Source organism: Rhodovarius lipocyclicus, from assembly GCF_009900765.1.
Taxonomy (GTDB): Bacteria; Pseudomonadota; Alphaproteobacteria; order Acetobacterales; family Acetobacteraceae; genus Rhodovarius; species Rhodovarius lipocyclicus.
This window is the reverse complement of record NZ_JAAABL010000020.1, coordinates 1-18,138: the sequence shown is the minus strand read 5'-3', so window position 1 is coordinate 18,138 and position 18,138 is coordinate 1. Positions and strand designations below refer to the sequence as shown.

The following is an 18,138-nucleotide window of genomic DNA, read 5'->3' as shown; positions in this document are numbered from 1 at the left end:
CATCCCATGCGCACCCGCGTCACCGAATTGCTGGGCATCCGGCACCCCATCATCCAGGGCGGGCTGGCCCGCGTGGCCTATGCGGAACTCGCCGCCGCCGTGTCCAATGCCGGGGGCTGCGGGCAGATCAACACCGCCACCTTGCAGGAGCCGGAGGCGCTGCGCGCCGAGATCCGCCGCTGCCGGGCGCTGACGCCGCACCCGTTCGGCGTGAACTTCCCCCTCGGCCGCGCCGACATCACCGCCCTGCTGGAGGTGACGCTGGAGGAAAAGGTGCCGGTGATCGCCTTCACCGCCGGCAACCCCGCCCCCTGGCTGCGCCGCTGCGAGGGGCATGGCGTGCGCACCCTGGTGCTGATCGCGGGCCCCGAGTTGGCGAAGAAGGCCGAGGCCGCGGGCGCCGACATCGTCGCCACCGTGGGTTTCGAGGGCGGCGGCCATATCGGCCGGGGGGATGAGACCACCATGGTCATGGTGCCGCGCGTGGTGGATGCGGTGAAGATCCCGGTGCTGGCCAGCGGCGGCATCGCCGACGGGCGCGGCCTGCTGGCCGCCCTGGCCCTGGGCGCGGAGGGGGTGGAGATGGGCACCCGCTTCGTCGCCACCGAGGAAGCCCGTGCCCACCCCGCCTACAAGCGGGCGCTGGCCGAGGCCCTGCCCTCCGACACCACCCTGATCAAGCGCAGCCTGGGCCAGCCCGGCCGGGCGCTGGATTCCGCCCATGTGCGCCACATCCTGGAATGCGAGGCCAGCGGCGCGGGGCGGGAGGAGCTGCTGCCCCTGATCTCCGGCGCCGCCAACGCGCGCGGGGTCGAGGGCGGGGAGATGGAGGATTCCTATGTCTGGGCCGGGCAATGCGTGGGCGTGATCCACGAGATCCTGCCCGCCGGAGAGGTGGTACGCCGGATGATGGCGGAGGCCGAGGCGGGCCTCACGCGGTTGCAGGCTTTCAATAGATAATGTCTATCGAAAACATATAATCCATCTTATTTTATCTATCACTTGGTGCGGATACACCTGTCTCCAGAGGGAAGGCCACCACGGACTTCCGCAGCGAATGGAGACGGTGACATGCACAAGATGACGATCATGGCCCTGGTCCTGGCGGCGGGCATGGGCATCGGCGGCGCAGCGGAAGCCCGCCAGACCCTGGTGGTGGGCCAGAACTGGGTGATGGGCCAGGACACGTCCATGATGACCCCCACCATCGGCGCGGTGACCACCACCTTCGCGCAGGAGCGCGCCCGCCGGCAGGCCATCCAGCAGAGCATGGGCCAGCGCGGTGCCCGGGTGGCGGTGCGGAACGGGCGCCGCTGAGGGACGCTCAGGGGGCGGGGTTCAGCCCCGCCCGCCGCATCAGCCCCCGCTTGTAGTCCAGGTCCGCCGCGATCAGCGCCCGCGATGCCTCGGGCGTCGCGGTGTGCACCGTATAGCCATTGGGCGTCAGGAAGCGCCGCACCAGGGCGGGGTCGGCCATCGCGGCCGCCACCTGGGCATGGATGCGAGACAGCAGCTCCGCCGGGGTCGCGCCCGGGGCGAAGAGGCCGAACCAGGTGCGCGGGTCCACATCGCCATGGCCGGATTCGGCCAGCGTCGGCACATCGGGCAATTGCGGCAGGCGCTCCGCCCGGCCCACCGCCAGGGCGCGCAGCGTGCCGGCGGCCAGGTGCTCCCCGGCTGAGGCGATGCCGCACAGGGTCAGGTCCACCTCGCCGGCCACGGTGGCCAGCACGGCCGGCGTCAGGCCGCGATAGGGGATCTCGGTGAACTCCACCCCCGCCTGGGCGCCCAGCGCGCCGAACAGCAGATGCGGCTGGCTGGCCTGGCCATAGCTGCCATAGTTCAGCCGTTGGGTGCGGGCGGCCTCGATCAGCGCGGGGATGCCGCGCACGCCCAGGCGCGGATGCGCCACCACCATCTGATGTGTCTCCAGCAGGAAGGAGACGGGGGCGAGGTCCCGTATCGGATCATGCGGCAGGCCGGGGATCAGCAGCGGGTTGGAGGTGATGGAATTGTCCGCCGTCATCAGCAGCGTGTGGCCATCGGGCGCGGCCTTGGCCACCGCATCCACCCCCGGCACGGTGGAGCCGCCGGGCCGGTTGTCCACCACCACGGGCTGGCCGGTGGCGGCCGAGACACGCTCCGCGATCGCGCGGCCCAGCGCATCCAGCCCGCCGCCGGGCGGGAAGGGAATGATCAGCCGCACGGGCCGCGCGGGCCAGCCTTGAGCACGTGCGGCGGCCGGATGCGCGAGCGTGATGGCGGGCAGAACCCGTCTTGGAACCTTCATGAACCCAGGTTCATGTGCCTTTGCAGCAAATTCAAGGCGAAATCGGGCGACTCTATTTCGGGCAGATGGCCCAGCCCCTCCGGCAGTTCCAGCACGGAGCCGGTGATGGCATCCGCCACCGCCATGGCGACATCGGGCGGGTTCACCGCATCCCTGGTGCCGGTCACGACCAGGGTGGGCGCCTGGATGCGGGGCGCGAAATCCAGCACCACATCCACCGCGTCGGTGCAGCGGGCGGCGGGCATCAGCCCGCGCGCATCGGTGGCGGCGACCATGCGGCGCACCTCCGCCAGCACCGCGGCCGAGGCATCGGGCGCCACCAGCTTCGCCGAGCGCGTGCGCGCCAGCGCCACCCCGCCCTCGCGGATGCTCTCCGCGCGCATGGCCAGCATGGCGGCCCGGGCCTCCGCCCCTTTCCACCGCTGCCCGCGTGAGGTGCCGAACAGGCTGAGCGTCGCCACCCGCCCCGGATGCCGCGCCGCGAAGCACGCCCCCAGCATGGAGCCGAAGGACGACCCCACCAGATGCACCGGCCCCGTCACGCCCAGCGCATCCAGCATGGCCAGCGCCACATCGGCGTAATCCTCGGCGCGGGGGGCCTCCGCCAGGAAGGGATCGGATAGGAAATACCCCGGCGCGTTCCAGGAAAACACGCGCGCGCGCGCGGCCAATCCCGCCATGATGTGCCGCCAGCCGGTGGAATTCGCCCCGATGCCATGCAGCAGCAGCACCGGCGGCCCGGCCTCGCCCGCCGCCTGATAGGACAGGCGCGGCCCCGAAAGCCCCAGCGCGGCCGCGTCGAGTTCCAGGAAATCCAGCATCACCGGTCCTCGTTCCTGCCCCGGATCATCCGCCCGCGCGACAGTTCCGCCACCACCCCATGCAGGGTGCGCAGCTCCTGCTCCGTCACCTCGCCGCGTTCGAACCAGTGGCGCAGGTTGCGCACCATGCCGGGGCGCTTGGCCTCGTTCCGCAGGAAGCCGCAGGCGTCCAGCTCATCCAGCAGATGACCCATGAAATTGTCCAGCTCGCCCTTGGTGGCGACGGCGGTGTTGTGCGTCTGCAAGGCACGCGGCGGGGTCTTCTCCTCCGCCATCCACCATTCATAGGACAGGATCATCACCGCCTGGGCCAGATTCAGCGAATTGTGCGCGGGGTTCAGCGGATACTTCACCAGCGTGTCGGCGCGCGCGATATCCTCCGCCGTCAGCCCGTTGCGCTCGGGCCCGAACAGCACCGCCACGCGCTGGCCCTGGGCATTGGCGGCGCGCAGATCCTCCGCCGCCGCACGCGCGTTGCGGGTGTTGATCACGATGTGGCGCGGGCGCGGACAGGTGGCGAAGACCCGATGGCAGTCGGCCACCGCATCGCCCACACTCTCATGCACCGTCGCTTTCTCCAGGATGCGCTGCGCACCGGAGGAAACGATCACCGCACGCTCATTCGGCCAGCCGTCGCGCGGCTTCACCAGGCGCAAATGGAACAAGCCGCCATTGGCCATGGCACGCGCCACCATGCCGATATTGTCGGCCATCTGAGGCTCGACCAGCACGATGATGGGGCTCTCGCCAGGGATGGGGTGAAGGTCTGCGCCGTCGTCGCGTTTGCTCATGTGGTCCTCAGGAAAGGTCCGAGGGGCTCTGCCCCCAAGGGAGCAAAAGGCCGAGGGGCGCCGCCCCTCGGGCACCCCGCCAAAGGCCGAAAGGCCCTTGGAACCCATCGGATTGGCGCTTCATCCTGGAAGGTGGGGCGCCAATTCATTTATAAAAATCAAATAGAAACCCGTTGCCCGGTGCGGTGCCAAACGGTTGGGGTCCAGGGGCCTTTCGGCTCCTGGCGGGGTGTCTGAGGGGCAGAGCCCCTCAGCCTTCTACCCCCTGCGCCAGGTCGTCACCCCCCCAGTATCTTCCAGCACCACGCCTTTCGCGGTCAGTTCCCCGCGGATGCGGTCCGCTTCCGCCCAGTTCTTCGCCGCGCGGGCTGCCTGGCGGGCGGCGATGGCGGCTTCGATTTCGGCGGCGTCGTCGGCGTCGCCGCCCTGGCGCCAGGCGGCGGGGTCTTGCCACAGCAGGCCCAGCACGCTGGCGGCTTCCAGTGCCGCCGCCCGGGCCTCGCCGGGGGCGGGGTCCCAGGGGAAGGGGGTGCGGGCGTGCACGGCGGCGGCCGAGCCGCCGACATTCGCCACGTTTTCCAGCGTGCGCAGGTCCCGCAGGCGCGCGAGCGCGAGCGGCGTGTTCAGGTCGTCGGCCAGCGGTTCCAGCACCCAGTTCACCATGCCCATATGGGCGCGGGCCTCGGGCGCCGGGCGGGCGAGCATGGCGTAGAAATCGTCCAGCTCGGCCTTGCATTCCTCCAGCGCGGCGAAGCTGAAATCCAGCGCCGAGCGGTAGTGGGTGCGCAGCAGCAGCAGGCGGAAGGCCTCGCCGGCCCAGGGGCCGCGCGCCAGGATGTCCCGCACCGTCAGGAAATTGCCGAGCGACTTCGACATCTTCTCGCCATCCACGAGAAGCATGCCGTTGTGCACCCAGTAATTGGCCATGCGGCGGGTGTTGTTGGCGCAGCAGCTCTGGGCCAGCTCGTTCTCGTGGTGGGGGAAGATCAGGTCATGCCCGCCGCCATGGATATCGAATTCCGGGCCCAGAATGTCCTCGGACATCGCGGAGCATTCGATGTGCCAGCCCGGCCGGCCCCGGCCCCAGGGGGAATCCCAGCCGGGGGTTTCGGCGTCCGAGGGCTTCCACAGCACGAAATCGCCGGCGTCGTGCTTGTAGGGCGCGACCTCGACCCGGGCGCCGGCCAGCAACTCATCCGGGGTGCGGCCCGAGAGCTGGCCGTATTCGGGAAAGCTGGGGACGCTGAACAGCACATGGCCCTGTTCGGCATAGGCGTGGCCGCGCGAGATCAGCCGCTGGCACATGCCCACCATCTGCGGGATGTACTGGGTGGCGCGGGGTTCCACGTCGGGCGGCAGGTTGTTCAGCGCCGTCATGTCGGCGTGGAAATCGGCCGTGGTGCGGGCGGTGATCTCCGCGATCGGGCGGCCGCTTTCGCGGGCGCGGGCGTTGATCTTGTCGTCCACGTCCGTGATGTTGCGGGCGTAGGTCACGCGCGGGAAGGTTCGGCGCAGCAGCCGCGCCAGCACGTCGAACACCACCACCGGGCGGGCGTTGCCCAGATGCGCCAGGTCATAGACGGTGGGGCCGCAGACATACATGCGCACATGCTGGGGGTCGATCGGCGTGAACGCATCCTTGCGGCGCGTCAGGCTGTTGTGGAAGTGCAGTTGCATTACGACGTCGCTCCAGCGTGGCGCAGGCGTTCCTCGGCGCGGTCGCGGCCGATCAGGGGCAGCATGTCCTTCAGGTCCGGCCCATGTTCTTCACCGGTCAGGGCCAGGCGCAAGGGCAGGAACAGGGATTTGCCCTTGCGGCCGGTGGCGGCGCGCAGGGCCTCGGTCCAGACGGACCAGCTGGTGGCGTCGAAGGGGCCGGCGGGCAGGGTGGCCAGCGCGGCCTTCAGGAACTCGCCCTCGCCGTCCAGCACCGGGGGGGCGATGCGGCCGGTGGCCACCTCCCACCACAGGCGCGCCTCGGCCAGCATGTCCAGATTGCCGCGGATGGCGTTCCAGAATTCCGGGGTGGCGCCTTCCGGCAGGCGGGGCTTCGCGTCCTCGAAGGACAGGGCGTGCAGCAGCTTCTTGTTCAGCCCCAGCATCTGCCGCGGGTCGAAGCGCGCGCTGGATTTGGACACGGCATGGATGTCGAACCGCGCCGCCAGATCGGCCGGCAGGCCCGGCACCGGGTCCTGCGCGGTGCCCAGCGCGGCCAGGTAGCCCACCAGCGCCTGCGGCTCCACGCCATCCTTGCGCATCTGCCGCAGGGAGAGCGAGCCGATGCGCTTGGACAGCGGCCCGCCATCGGCATCGGTCAGCAGCGGCAGATGCGCGAAGGCCAGCCGGTCCGGCCGGCCGCCCAGCGCCTCATAGATATCCAGCTGCACGCCGGTGTTGGTCACATGGTCCTCACCGCGCACGATGTGGGTGATGCCCATCTCCAGGTCATCCACCACCGAGCAGAAGGTGTAGAGGTAGCTGCCATCGGCGCGCACCAGCACGGGGTCGCTGATGGCGGTCAGCTTCACCTGGCGCTCGCCCAGCACGCCGTCGTCCCAGCGGCGGGGCTTGTTGCCCAGCTTGAAGCGCCAGTGGGGCGTCTTGCCGTTGGCCAGCGCGCGCTCGTACTGCTCGGGCGTCATCTTCAGCGCGGCGTGGTCGTACAAGGGCGGCTTGTTCTGGCGCAGGCGCAACTCGCGCTTGAACTTCAGCTCCTCCTCGCTTTCGAAGCAGGGGTAGAGCAAGCCGGCCTTCTTCAGCTTCTCGGCGGCCAGGGCATAGCGTTCGGTGCGGTCCTGCTGGCGCTGGAAGCCCTGCCAGGAAATGCCGAGCCAACGCAGGTCTTCCTCGATGCCCGCCGCGTATTCGGGGCGGGAGCGTTCCACATCCGTGTCATCCAGCCGCAGGATCAGCTGGCCCTGGCGCTGGATGGCCAGCAGGGCGTTGACGATGGCAATGCGGGCATTGCCCACATGCAGCCAGCCGGTCGGCGAGGGGGCGAAGCGCAGTTTCATGCCTCGTCCTCCGCATCCGCGTCTTCTTCCTCGTCCGCGTCGTCTTCCTCGTCTTCCTCGTCGTCCAGCCCGTCATGCAGGGCGAAGGGCGCGTCCGCGCCGTCGCGCCGCGGGTCCAGCATGCGCCAGTCGCGCTGCTCGGCGCCGTCCTCCAGCGCGCGGGCGGCGAAATCGTGCAGTTCGGTTTCCGTGCGCCAGACAGCGCCCTCGGCGCCGCCCTCCACCTCGGCGTCCTCGCCGAAGGCGAACCAGGCGGCGACCACCTCATCCGCGCTCATGCCCGGCATGCGGCAGCGTTCCAGGCTGTCGCGCACATAGCGCCGCGCGAAGGTGTTGGCATGGCCCAGCGAGCCGAAGCCGGTCACGACCTCGATCGGATCGCTGCCATTGGCGCCGGACAGGTCCATGATACGCACGCACAGCCCGGGCGCGGGGGCGGGGGAAAAGATCGGGTCGATCGCATCGTCGCTGGTCATCCGGCGGCTTGTAACCGGTGGCGCGGCTTTCCGCACCCGCCCGTGCGACAGGCCAGGGCGGATTTTTGGGCATTCCAGGCCCGGGGGGCGCCTTCCCTGGGGGGGCGTGCGGCCTTAAGTTGCGCGGCATGAGCGATCAGCCCCCCGACAGCCTGCTGCCATATGAGCGCTGGACCGAGAACGCCCTGCGCGCCGTGGTCCTGGACGCGCTGGCTTATGCCGCCGAGCACGGCCTGCCCGGCGAGCACCACTATTACATCAGCTTCCGCACCGATCTGCCCGGCGTGTCCATCCCGCCGCACCTGAAGGCGAAATACCCGCACGAGATCACCATCGTGCTGCAACACCGCTTCTGGGACCTGAAGGTGGACCGGCAGAAGCCCGGCTTCTCCGTGGGGCTGAGCTTCGGCGGCATCCCGGCGCAGCTGGTGGTGCCGCTGAACGCGCTGACGGCCTTCCACGACCCGCATGTGCGCTTCGGCCTGCGCTTCGAGCCGGAAGAAGCCGAGGCGGAAGCCGTGGAGCCGGAACCGGAAGCGGCACCGGAACCCGAGGCGAAGGATGACGCCGCCCCCGCGCCGGAAGCACCGGCGCAGGTGGTGAGCCTGGATGCGTTCAGGCGGAAGCGGGACTGAGGTGAGCGCCCAAAGGGCGTAAAGACTGAGGGGCTCTGCCCCCAAAGGGCGTAAGGACCGAGGGGCTCTGCCCCCAAAGGGCGTAAAGACCGAGGGGCTCTGCCCCTCGGGCACCCCGCCAAAGGCCGAAAGGCCCTTGGAACCCAGGAATTGGCGCCTCATCCGGCTGCGGGATCTCCGTGCAGATGCTCGGGCAGCCAGAACCAGTGGGTCAGCGCAACGAGGTCCTGGTCTGGGCCGGTGTTCCAGGCGTGACGGACACGGGCGAGGATGGCTTGATGGTCCTGGTCCTTCCACGGGGTGCAACTGCCATCCTCGGGGCCCAGATCGACGGCGACAAAACCGTACTCCAGCATCTGTTCGAGCAAGAACATCGCGCGCTCGAATTCGTCGGAGCCGGATATCTGCGCCCCCTGCTGTTCGGCCTCCGATAATACATCGGAGAGGCTCACATAATCTATTTTGCCCTCCTCGATCAGATCCTCGATGAGATCCGTCCGCACGCTCATCGCCCCCGCTCCCTTCCCGCACCTGTTCCCACGCCCCGGCTGGGCCTATAGACTCATTCACAAACCAGCCAGCTTCAGGGGCCGCCCATGCCGCTCGACCAGCCCGCCCGTCCTCAGGGTTACGCCTTCAGCACCATGTTCCCGCTCGGCGAGGACACCACCCAATACCGCAAGCTGGACATCGAGGGCGTCTCCACCGTCCAGGTCGATGGCAAGACGGTGCTGAAGATCAAGCCGGAGGTGCTGGAGAAGCTGGCCTTCGCCGCCTGCCACGATGTCTCCCACCTGCTTCGCCCCGCGCATCTGCAGCAGCTGTCCAACATCCTGAAGGACCCGGAGGCGAGCGGGAACGACCGTTTCGTGGCGCTCGACCTGCTGAAGAACGCCAACATCGCCGCCGGCGGCGTGCTGCCCATGTGCCAGGACACCGGCACGGCGCTCGTCTTCGGCAAGAAGGGCCAGCGCGTCTGGATCGAGGGCGATGAGGAGGAGGCGCTCTCCTGGGGTGTCGCCCGCACCTATACCGAGACGAACCTGCGCTATTCCATGATGGCCCCCATCGGCATGTTCGATGAGGTGAACACCGGCAACAACCTGCCGGTGCAGTTCGACATCATGGCCAGCCCCGGCGATTACCACGCCGACGAATTCTTCCTGCAATTCGTCCTCAAGGGCGGCGGGTCGGCCAACAAGACCTTCCTGTACCAGCAGACCCGCGCGGTGCTGAACAAGCCCAAGCTGTTGGCCTTCCTGGAGGAGAAGATCAAGACGCTCGGCACCTCCGCCTGCCCGCCCTATCATCTGGCGGTGGTCATCGGCGGCACCAGCGCCGAGATGAACCTGAAGACGGTGAAGCTGGCGTCCACCAAGTATCTCGATGCCCTGCCGACCTCGGGCGACAAGTCCGGCCACGCCATCCGCGACCCGGAGCTGGAGGCCGAGATCCACAAGCTGACGCAGAACCTTGGCATCGGCGCGCAGTTCGGCGGCAAGTATTTCTGCCATGACGTGCGGGTGATCCGCATGGCCCGCCATGGCGCGTCCCTGCCGATCGGCATCGGCGTGTCGTGCAGCGCGGACCGCCAGATCAAGGCGAAGATCACGCCCGAAGGCGTGTTCCTCGAGCAGCTGGAGACCGACCCGGCCCATTACCTGCCGGAGCACACGGAGGACATCCTGGGCGGCGACGTGGTCAAGATCGACCTGAACCAGCCCATGGACGCCATCCGCGCCACGCTGAGCCAGTATCCGGTGAAGACCCGTGTCTCGCTGACCGGCACCATCGTGGTGGCGCGCGACATCGCCCACGCGAAGCTGCAGGAGCGGCTGGACCGTGGCGAGGGCCTGCCGCAATACATCAAGGACCACCCGGTCTATTACGCCGGCCCCGCCAAGACGCCCGAGGGCATGGCGACCGGCAGCTTCGGCCCCACCACGGCCGGGCGCATGGACAGCTATGTCGAGGGCTTCCAGGCCGCGGGCGGTTCGCTGGTGATGCTGGCCAAGGGCAACCGCAGCAAGGCCGTGCGCAATGCCTGCCAGAAATACGGCGGCTTCTACCTGGGCAGCGTGGGCGGCCCGGCGGCCCGGCTGGCGCAGGACTGCATCAAGCATGTCGAGGTGCTGGAATACCCGGAGCTGGGCATGGAAGCGGTGTGGAAGGTCCAGGTGGTGGACTTCCCGGCCTTCATCGTCGTGGATGACAAGGGCAACGATTTCTACGACGGGCTGGAGTAACCGCGATGCTGGCGCTGCGTCCCAATTGCGAATGCTGCAATCGGGACCTGCCGCCGGACAGCGACCAGGCCCTGATCTGCACCTTCGAATGCACCTGGTGCCGGGAATGCGCCGAGCAGCGCCTGGGCATGACCTGCCCGAACTGCCAGGGCAATCTGGTGGCGAGGCCCATCCGCCCCGCCGCCATGCTGGCGAAATTCCCTGCCAGCACCGAACGCAAACACCGCCCGGAGACATGCGCCCGATGACCCGCCGCCTCATCTCCTCCGGCTCCATCTTCGAGGAGCAGATCGGATATTCCCGTGCCGTGGTGGATGGGGGCTTCGTCTTCGTCTCCGGCACCACCGGCTACGACTACGCCACCATGACCATCGCCGAGGATGTCGTCTCCCAGGCGGACCAGTGCTTCCGCAACATCGCGATGGCCCTGGAACAGGCCGGCGCCAGCCTGGACGATGTGGTGCGCGCCACCTTCATCGTGCCCCGGCGGGAGGATTGGGAACCCTGCTGGCCCATCGTGCGCAAATACTTCAACATCGCTCGCCCGGCCTCCACCCTCATTCACGCGGGGTTGCAGACCGACGTGATGCGCATCGAGATCGAAGTCACCGCCCGCCTGAAAAAGGACGCCTGAATGCGTTTCGCCGTCGATCGCCTGGACCACCTGGTCATCAATGTGAAGGACGTGGAGGTCTCGGCCTCCTGGTACCAGCGCGTGCTGGGGATGGAGCGCGAGACCTTCGGCAAGGACCACCGCACCGCGCTGCGCTTCGGCGGCCAGAAGATCAACCTGCGCCCCAGCGACAAGACGCAGGATGAATGGCACTCCGGCATGAACACCGCGCCGGGCTCGCAGGACCTGTGCTTCATCGTGACGGTGAAGGCGGAGCAGGTGGTGGAGCATCTGCAGGAATGCGGCATCGCCATCCTGGACGGGCCGGTGGTGAAGTTCGGCGCGCTGGGGCCCATGAACAGCGTCTATTGCAGGGACCCGGACGGGAACCTGATCGAGATCAGCAGCTACGGCGACTGAGCGTCGCCGGGCGCAGGGGGGGAACACAGAAACAATGAACGCCATCGCCAAGCCCAGGGGCCGCCTGTTCTTCGCCAACCCGGGGCCGACCAACATCCCGGACAGCGTTCTGCGCGCTGTCGCCCATGCCAGCATCGACTTCAACGATGCGGAGTTCTTCGAGCTGTATGAGCGGTGCGTGGCGGGGGTGAAGCGGGTGCTGCGCACCAGCCAGCACCTGTTCTTCTACACCGCCTCCGGCCATGGCGCGTGGGAAGCCAGCATGGCCAACCTGTTCAACACCGGCGACACGCTGCTGGTGATCGAGACGGGGCATTTTTCCGAATCCTGGGCGAAGATGGGCAAGGCGCTGGGCCTGTGCATCGACACCCTGCCCGCCGACTGGCGCCGCGGCGCGGATCTCGCAGCGCTGCGTGCCAAGCTGGCGGGCGACACGGAACATCGCATCAAGGCCGTCTGCGCCGTGCACAACGAGACGGCGGCGGGCACCGTGCTGGACATCGCGGCCGTGCGCGCCGCCATGGACGCGGCCGGCCACCCCGCCCTGCTGCTGGGCGATACCATTTCCTCCCTGGGTTCCCTGCCGTTCGAGATGGATGCCTGGGGCGTGGATGTGGTGGTGGGCGGCAGCCAGAAGGGGCTGATGCTGCCCACCGGCTTCGCCTTCACCGGCGTGTCGGAGAAGGCGCTGGCGGCCCACAAGAACTCCCGCATCCCCAAGCACTATTTCGACTGGTCGGAGATGCTGACGCGCCGCCACCGCAGTTTCATCGGCACCGTGCCCACCACCCTGTTCTATGGCCTGGCGGAATCCCTGCGCCTGATCGAGGAAGAAGGGCTGGAGCAGGTCTGGGCCCGCCACACCCGCCTGGCGCGGGCCGTGCGCGCCGCCGTGAAGCATTGGTCCGGCAATGGACAAGGTCCGGAGCTGTATTGCCAGGACGACACCCGCGCCAGCGACAGCGTCACCGCCATCCTGATGCCGGAGGGCGATGACGCCGACGCCCTGCGCGCCGTCTGCCGCAACCGGTTCAATGTCTCGCTGGGGGCCGGGCTGAACAAGCTGGCCGGGCGCGTGTTCCGCATCGGCCATCTGGGCGACCTGAATGAGCCGATGATCCTGGGCACGCTGGCCAGCGTGGAAATGGCCCTGAAGCTGAACAACGTGCCGCACCGCCCCGGCGGCGTGGCCGCCGCGATGGAGGCCCTGACGGCATGAAGCGCCGCGCCCTGCTGGGGGCGCTGGCCGCCCCCGCTGTATTCCCCCTTGGTGCCTCCGCCCAGCCCGCCGGCTGGCCGGACCGGCCGATCACCCTCGTCGTCCCCTTCCTGGCGGGCGGCAGCACGGATATCGCGGCCCGCATCCTGGCGGAGCGGATCTCCCCCCGCCTGGGCCCGCAGGCGCGCGTCATCGTGGAAAACCGAGCGGGCGCCGGCGGCGCCGTGGGCAGCGAATGGGTGAAGAACCGCGCCCCCGATGGCGCGGTGCTGCTGCTGGGCACCGCGTCCTCCCACGGCAGCAACCCCGCGGCCCTGCCGCGCCAGACGCCCTATGACCCGGTGGCGGATTTCACCCCGATCGCCTTGGTCGGCGGCGGGCCGATGGTGCTGGTGGTGCCCGGCACCTCCCGCTTCCGCACCGCGCAGGAACTGTTCGCGCATATCCGTGCCAATCCGGGGCGGGACAGCTGGGCGACCTCCGGCGCCGGGGGCATCGGCCATCTGACCGGCGAATACATGAAGATCGCGGCCGGCGGGCTGGTGGCGGAGCACGTGCCCTATCGCGGCGGCTCCGCCGTCATGGAAGCCCTGGCCAAGGGCGAGGTGCAATACAGCCTGGAAGTGCTGGCCAGCACCGCCGCCCACCTGCGCGACGGGCTGTCGCGCGGGCTGGCCGTGACCTCACTGGCGCGGCACCCGCTGTTCCCGGAGATCCCGACCCTGAACGAATCCGGCCTGCCGGGCTTCGAGGTGACGACCTGGAACGTGCTTCTGGCCCCGCGCGGGATGGAACCCGGCCTGGCGCGGCACATCAGCACCCAGGTGAACGCCGTGCTGGCCGAACCCGACGCGGCCCGGCGCCTGCGTGAGGCCGGGGTGGACCCGGCGGCGCCCAGCACACCCGACAGCACCCGGGCCTTCCTGACGGCGGAGCTGGAGAAGTTCCGGCGGATCGTGGATCAGGCGGGGATCCAGCTGGGGCGAGGGTGAACGCGTAAAAGGCCGAGGGGCTCTGCCCCTCGGGCTCCCCGCCAAAGGCCGAAAGGCCCTTGGAACCCAGGAATTGGCGCTACATCCTGGCAGGTGGGGCGCCAATTATATTATAAATATCAAAGGGAAACACCTTCCCAAGGTCAGCACCAAACTCATGGGGTCCAGGGGCCTTTCGGCTCCTGGCGGGGGAGTTTGAGGGGGCGGCGCCCCCTCAATCCGCCTGTATCCGTCATTGACGCCCCCCACCCTGCTGCGCACATGCTGTGCCATGCGCGTGGCACCCTTTCTGCTGACCCTGGCCTTGGCGACCCCCGCGATGGCGCAGCAGCGCCCGGCGCCTCGCCCGCCCGCGGCTGCCCCCGCCCCGAACCCGGCGCAGGAGCTGGACAGCGCCTTCGCCGCCCTGCGCACCGCGCCGGATGCCGAGGGCGCGGCGCTGGTCGAGCGCCGGCTGCTGCAATTGCTGTCCGCCCGTGCCACACCGGCCATCACGCTGCTGCTGGCGCGCGGCCAGCGCAACATGGCCGCCCACCAGCCCGCCGACGCGCTGGAGGATTTCGACGCCGCCATTACCCTGGCGCCCGATTTCCCCGATGCCTGGTTGGCTCGCGCCCAGGCCAACCACGCGACCGGCGAGACCGCCGCCGCCCTGGCCGACCTGCAACAGGCCCTGCGGCTGGAGCCCCGGCTCTGGGGCGCGCTGCTGCTGCTGTCGCAATGGCAGGAGGAACGGGGGGATTTCGCGGGCGCCCTGCGCAGCCAGGAGGCGGCGCTGACGATCCATCCCTTCCTGACGGGCGGCGCGCAGCGGGTGCGGGACCTACGCCGGCGGGCGCTGGGTGAGGATGCGTGACCCGATAACGAAAATTGCACCATTTTCGTTATTGTGCCACGCTGCACCGATCAGGAGGGCATGATGGCCAACGTATCCGTAGGCAGCCACTGGGAAGAATTCGCGGCCCGGATGGTCCGCACTGGCCGCTACACGACGGTCAGCGAAGTCTATCGCGACGGGCTGCGGCTGGTGGAGGAACGCGAAGCCAGGCTGGCGGCGCTGCGGGAAACGCTGGATGCCTCCCTGGCGCGAGGCGGCCGCAACGATGAGGCCGCCGTGCTGCGCGCCCTGGATGCCAAGGCCGAGGAGCTGGGTAAGGCCGGCTTCTGAGTGCGCCAGCTGATCCTGCTGGATGCCGCGCTGGAGGATCTGCTGGCGATCCAGGCCCATATCACCCGGGAAAGCGCGAATGCCGCGACGGGCCGGGGCTTTGCCGAGGTGCTGTACCGCCAATGCGCCAGGCTGGCCGCCCTGCCGGGCACGCTGGGCCGCCCGCGGGAGGAACTGCGCCCGGGCATGCGCAGTTTCGCCTTCAAAAGCTATGTGATCTTCTTCCGATACGGCGCGGAGGCGCTGGAAGTGGTGAACATCCTGGAAGGCCATCGCGATATCCTGGCCTATTATCGCGACGATGCGGGGTGAGCGCCCACACACCACCGCACCAACCGGATGGCACCCCACCCCCCACCCAGGCCACAACCCCCGCATGGACACGCTGACCCTCTCCCTCGACGAAGCCCGCTGGCAGGCGGTGGTGGCGCGTGACGCGGCCCCCGCCTGCGGCCCCTTCCTGTATGCCGTGACGACGCAGGGGGTGTTCTGCCTGCCGGGCTGCCCCTCTCGCGCGCCGTTGCGCCGCAACACCCGCTTCTTCGCCGATATCCCCGCCGCCGAGGCCGGGGGGTTCCGCGCCTGCAAGCGCTGCGACCCCAAGGGCGATCGCGCTGCCCTGCACCGCGCCGCCATCGAGGCCGCGATGCGCATGATCGAGGAAGCGGAGGATATCCCCTCCCTCGCCGCGCTCGCCGCCCGCGCGGGGTACGCCCGCCACCATTTCCTGCGCCTGTTCAAGGAGATCACGGGCCTGACCCCGCGCTCCTACGCTGAGAACGCGCGCGGCCGCCGCCTCTCGGCCGCGCTGGCGAAGGGGGAGCGCGTGGCCGATGCCGTCGCCGGCGCCGGCTTTGGCAGCGAAAGCCGCGTGTACGAAAACCCCGCCCGCCATCTGGGCATGACCCCAGGCGCCGCCCGGCGCGGCGGCGCCGGAGAGGTGATCCGCATCGCCCGCGCCGATTCCGCCATGGGGCCCTTGCTGGTGGGGGCCACCGCCGCCGGCATCTGCTTCCTCGGCTTCGGTGAGGAGATGGACGCGCTGGAAGGCGATCTGCGCCACCGCTTCCCCGCCGCCGCCATCGAGGAAGCGCCCGAGGCCCTGGCCGATGCCATGCGCCAGATCGTGGCCTTCATCGCGGAGCCCCAGGCCGCGCTGCGCCTGCCGCTGGACCTGCGCGGCACCGCCTTCCAGCGCCGCGTGTGGGAGGCCCTGCAGGCCATCCCGCTGGGCGAGACCACCACCTATTCCGGCCTGGCCGCCCGCATGGGCACGCCGGCCGCCACGCGCGCCGTGGCGCGGGCCTGCGCGCAGAACCCCGTGTCGCTCGCCGTGCCGTGCCACCGGGTGGTGGCGGCGGACGGCAACCTCACGGGCTATCGCTGGGGGGTGCCGAACAAGGCGCGTCTGCTGGCGAGTGAGGCCGCAGCGCACGGATCGCTTCCTCCAGCGCCGCCGGTTCCGGCGCGGAAAGCCAGTTAGAGGGCCGCGCCACCGCGGCCTCCAGCTGGGCCTTGTATGCGGCGCGGGGAATTTCCCGCGTGCCGAATTGCGCCAGGTGGCTGGTCAGGAACTGCGTGTCCAGCAGGGTGAAGCCGCCCAGCCGCAGCCGCGCCACCAGATGCACCAGCGCCACCTTGGAGGCATCGCGCGCCCGGTTAAACATGCTCTCGCCGAAGAAGGCGCCGCCGATCGCCACGCCATACAGCCCGCCCACCAGCGCGTTGCCCTGCCACACCTCCACCGAATGGGCGTGGCCCATATGGTGCAGGGCGTTGAACAGGCGCTCGATTTCCGGGTTGATCCAGGTTTCCTCCCGCCCCGGGGCGGGTTCGGCGCAGCCCAGTATGGTGTTGGCGAAGGCCTGGTTGGCCGTGACGGCATAGGGGCCGGACAGCACCGTGCGCAGCAGCCGCCGGGGCAGGTGGAAGCCATCCAGCGGCAGCACGCCCCGCAGCTCCGGGTCCAGCCAGTACAGGCGGTTGCTTTCCCGCTTCTCGGCCATGGGGAACAGCCCGGCCTGATAGGCGCGGAGCATGAGTTCGGGAGTGATCTCGACGCCACGTCGGCTCATGCGGCATTTACCTCGGAGATGATATCCAACGCCTGAAGGGGGCCGTGCCGCAACCGCGAACTCGGCCGGAAGGAATCAAGGATGCCGGTTCTGGTCTTGGTGCAGTTGCGCATGAAGCCCGAAAAGCGGGCGCGGATGATGGCCGTCATCCCCGGCTTCGTCGCCGGCACCCGGGCGGAACCGGGCTGCATCGACTTCGATGTCCTCGTCTCCGCGACCGACCCGCTGGACCTGTGCAGCGTCGGGCGCTGGCGCGACCGGGCCGCCGCCAATGCCCATCACGAAACCGCCCATACGGCGGACATGATCGAAACCGCGCTGGAATGTTCGATGGAGGCCCCGCACTTCACCGTGATGGATGTCGGCTGATCAGGCCGCGCTTTCCGGGGGCGGGGTCCAGGGCTCCTCGTTCACCGCGGCCACGCGCCAGTCGCCGTCATGGCGTTCCAGCCGCGTCAGCCCCAGATTCTTGATGCTGAATTGCAGGGCCTGGTGCGCGCTGATGCCCGTGGCATGGGCGAGCGCCGCGCGGATCGAGCCGCCATGCGCCACGATCACCACGTCACGGTCCGGGTGGCTGTCGGCCAGGCCGTCCAGCACCGGGCCCACGCGCTCCACCACATCGTCGAAGGCCTCGCCGCCCGGCGGGCGCTCACCCGCGCCATGCGGCCAGAAGGGGTGGGCGGGCTCCGTCAGGCGCTCCACCAGCTCCTCATGCGTGATGCCCTGCCATTCGCCCAGATGCTGCTCCACCAGCTCCGGCTCCCGCACCAGGGGGGTGCGGGGGTAGCCCGCGGCGAAAATCCCCTCGGCCGTGGCCTGGGTGCGGGCCAGCGTGCTGGTCACCCAATGCGCGCCATGCGGCAGGCGGAAGGCCAGCCAGCGGTACAGCGCGGCCTCCTGCGCCATGGCGATGTCGCAGAGCGCGACATCCATGCTGCCATAGAGAATGCCGCGGGCGGCAGGGGTGACGATGGCGTGGCGGATGAGGAAGAAACGCGTGATCGGCATAGGGGGTGCATGCAGGGGTTGCGGGGCGGGGTCAAGCGAGGGAGGCAGCCGTCAGGGGCTCCGCCCCCGACACCCCCGCCAGGACCGTAGCGGCCCTGGACCCCGAGCAGTTGGCGCCACATCCTGAAAACGTGTTTCTTATTGATATTTATAACATAATTGGCGCCCTGCCTGTCAGGATGGGCGCCAAACGCCTGGGTTCCAAGGGCCTTTCGGCCTTTGGCGGGGTTGTCAGGGGCAGAGCCCCTGACTGGGGGTTCGGGGGCTGTTCAGACTGGAGAGATGTTTGACAGGTGTACGGAGACATCCCTGACGGTTTTGAGATGGGGTGTTTCGTCCCTGAGGTCGAGTGTGGCGAGAGGAAATC

At 69.2% G+C, this 18,138-nt stretch carries 23 protein-coding genes; 14 read left to right on the top strand and 9 right to left on the bottom strand.

Going from position 1 to position 18,138, the window contains the following annotated elements; genetic code table 11:
- The first annotated feature begins 6 nt into the window (after positions 1-6).
- Both GT007_RS13715 and GT007_RS13710 read left to right on the top strand, forming a co-directional pair.
- On the top strand, positions 7-960 hold the full coding sequence (locus tag GT007_RS13715) for an NAD(P)H-dependent flavin oxidoreductase (RefSeq protein ID WP_160122193.1): 954 nt from the start codon (positions 7-9) through the stop codon (positions 958-960).
- A gap of 111 nt (positions 961-1,071) precedes the next feature.
- Positions 1,072-1,317, top strand: a complete 246-nt coding sequence (locus tag GT007_RS13710) for a hypothetical protein (RefSeq protein ID WP_160122192.1) — start codon at positions 1,072-1,074, stop codon at positions 1,315-1,317.
- A gap of 7 nt (positions 1,318-1,324) precedes the next feature.
- On the opposite strand, the gene GT007_RS13705 is transcribed toward GT007_RS13710, so the two are convergent.
- From GT007_RS13705 to GT007_RS13680, 6 genes are all read right to left on the bottom strand, one after another.
- Positions 1,325-2,290 carry a Bug family tripartite tricarboxylate transporter substrate binding protein gene (locus GT007_RS13705; protein WP_160122191.1) on the bottom strand — a complete coding sequence of 322 codons (966 nt, stop codon included), beginning with the start codon at positions 2,288-2,290 and terminating at the stop codon, positions 1,325-1,327.
- A complete protein-coding gene (locus tag GT007_RS13700; protein WP_236571665.1) occupies positions 2,287-3,111 on the bottom strand; it encodes an alpha/beta fold hydrolase in 825 nt (274 codons plus the stop codon). Before GT007_RS13700 ends, GT007_RS13705 begins: the two co-directional genes overlap by 4 nt.
- Positions 3,111-3,902 (bottom strand): RNA methyltransferase, encoded by a 792-nt coding sequence (locus tag GT007_RS13695; protein ID WP_160122189.1) that lies wholly within the window; start codon positions 3,900-3,902, stop codon positions 3,111-3,113. Before GT007_RS13695 ends, GT007_RS13700 begins: the two co-directional genes overlap by 1 nt.
- Positions 3,903-4,160: 258 nt before the next feature.
- Positions 4,161-5,579 carry a cysteine--tRNA ligase gene (gene cysS / locus GT007_RS13690; RefSeq protein ID WP_160122188.1) on the bottom strand — a complete coding sequence of 473 codons (1,419 nt, stop codon included), beginning with the start codon at positions 5,577-5,579 and terminating at the stop codon, positions 4,161-4,163.
- The gene (locus GT007_RS13685; protein ID WP_160122187.1) at positions 5,579-6,916 is read right to left on the bottom strand and encodes a glutamate--tRNA ligase; all 1,338 of its coding nucleotides are present in this window, start codon (positions 6,914-6,916) and stop codon (positions 5,579-5,581) included. Before GT007_RS13685 ends, cysS begins: the two co-directional genes overlap by 1 nt.
- Entirely contained in the window at positions 6,913-7,392 is a 480-nt protein-coding gene (locus GT007_RS13680) for a hypothetical protein (protein WP_160122186.1), read from the bottom strand. The genes GT007_RS13685 and GT007_RS13680 overlap by 4 nt, the downstream gene beginning before the upstream one ends.
- A gap of 128 nt (positions 7,393-7,520) precedes the next feature.
- Here GT007_RS13680 and GT007_RS13675 point away from each other — a divergent pair, with 128 nt between their 5' ends.
- On the top strand, positions 7,521-8,027 hold the full coding sequence (locus tag GT007_RS13675; RefSeq protein ID WP_160122185.1) for an SspB family protein: 507 nt from the start codon (positions 7,521-7,523) through the stop codon (positions 8,025-8,027).
- Positions 8,028-8,185: 158 nt separating this feature from the next.
- Here GT007_RS13675 and GT007_RS13670 read toward each other — a convergent pair whose 3' ends face one another.
- The gene (locus GT007_RS13670; protein WP_160122184.1) at positions 8,186-8,536 is read right to left on the bottom strand and encodes a hypothetical protein; all 351 of its coding nucleotides are present in this window, start codon (positions 8,534-8,536) and stop codon (positions 8,186-8,188) included.
- Positions 8,537-8,623: 87 nt separating this feature from the next.
- Between GT007_RS13670 and GT007_RS13665 the strand changes: the two genes are divergently transcribed.
- From GT007_RS13665 to ada, 10 genes are all read left to right on the top strand, one after another.
- Positions 8,624-10,273, top strand: coding sequence for a fumarate hydratase (locus GT007_RS13665; RefSeq protein ID WP_160122183.1), 1,650 nt, complete (start codon positions 8,624-8,626; stop codon positions 10,271-10,273).
- Between the two features lie 5 nt (positions 10,274-10,278).
- On the top strand, positions 10,279-10,521 hold the full coding sequence (locus tag GT007_RS13660; protein WP_160122182.1) for a DUF1272 domain-containing protein: 243 nt from the start codon (positions 10,279-10,281) through the stop codon (positions 10,519-10,521).
- Positions 10,518-10,907 (top strand): RidA family protein, encoded by a 390-nt coding sequence (locus GT007_RS13655; protein ID WP_160122181.1) that lies wholly within the window; start codon positions 10,518-10,520, stop codon positions 10,905-10,907. The genes GT007_RS13660 and GT007_RS13655 overlap by 4 nt, the downstream gene beginning before the upstream one ends.
- Positions 10,908-11,306 carry a VOC family protein gene (locus tag GT007_RS13650; RefSeq protein WP_160122180.1) on the top strand — a complete coding sequence of 133 codons (399 nt, stop codon included), beginning with the start codon at positions 10,908-10,910 and terminating at the stop codon, positions 11,304-11,306.
- 34 nt (positions 11,307-11,340) lie between these two features.
- Positions 11,341-12,525: a pyridoxal-phosphate-dependent aminotransferase family protein gene (locus GT007_RS13645; protein WP_160122179.1), complete on the top strand. Its 1,185-nt coding sequence runs from the start codon at positions 11,341-11,343 to the stop codon at positions 12,523-12,525.
- Entirely contained in the window at positions 12,522-13,517 is a 996-nt protein-coding gene (locus GT007_RS13640) for a Bug family tripartite tricarboxylate transporter substrate binding protein (RefSeq protein ID WP_160122178.1), read from the top strand. Before GT007_RS13645 ends, GT007_RS13640 begins: the two co-directional genes overlap by 4 nt.
- Before the next feature lie 271 nt (positions 13,518-13,788).
- Positions 13,789-14,373 (top strand): tetratricopeptide repeat protein, encoded by a 585-nt coding sequence (locus GT007_RS13635; protein ID WP_160122177.1) that lies wholly within the window; start codon positions 13,789-13,791, stop codon positions 14,371-14,373.
- A 60-nt stretch (positions 14,374-14,433) separates the two neighbouring features.
- Positions 14,434-14,685: a type II toxin-antitoxin system ParD family antitoxin gene (locus GT007_RS13630; protein WP_201451917.1), complete on the top strand. Its 252-nt coding sequence runs from the start codon at positions 14,434-14,436 to the stop codon at positions 14,683-14,685.
- Positions 14,686-14,997 carry a type II toxin-antitoxin system RelE/ParE family toxin gene (locus GT007_RS13625; protein WP_160122176.1) on the top strand — a complete coding sequence of 104 codons (312 nt, stop codon included), beginning with the start codon at positions 14,686-14,688 and terminating at the stop codon, positions 14,995-14,997. It begins immediately after the preceding gene.
- Between the two features lie 64 nt (positions 14,998-15,061).
- Positions 15,062-16,168 (top strand): bifunctional DNA-binding transcriptional regulator/O6-methylguanine-DNA methyltransferase Ada, encoded by a 1,107-nt coding sequence (gene ada, locus GT007_RS13620; protein WP_160122175.1) that lies wholly within the window; start codon positions 15,062-15,064, stop codon positions 16,166-16,168.
- Here ada and aat read toward each other — a convergent pair.
- On the bottom strand, positions 16,056-16,760 hold the full coding sequence (gene aat, locus GT007_RS13615) for a leucyl/phenylalanyl-tRNA--protein transferase (protein WP_160122174.1): 705 nt from the start codon (positions 16,758-16,760) through the stop codon (positions 16,056-16,058). The genes ada and aat overlap by 113 nt on opposite strands.
- 81 nt (positions 16,761-16,841) lie before the next feature.
- Here aat and GT007_RS13610 point away from each other — a divergent pair, with 81 nt between their 5' ends.
- Positions 16,842-17,129, top strand: a complete 288-nt coding sequence (locus GT007_RS13610; protein WP_160122173.1) for a putative quinol monooxygenase — start codon at positions 16,842-16,844, stop codon at positions 17,127-17,129.
- Here GT007_RS13610 and GT007_RS13605 read toward each other — a convergent pair whose 3' ends face one another.
- Positions 17,130-17,771 carry a histidine phosphatase family protein gene (locus tag GT007_RS13605; RefSeq protein ID WP_160122172.1) on the bottom strand — a complete coding sequence of 214 codons (642 nt, stop codon included), beginning with the start codon at positions 17,769-17,771 and terminating at the stop codon, positions 17,130-17,132.
- Positions 17,772-18,138: the final 367 nt, after the last annotated feature.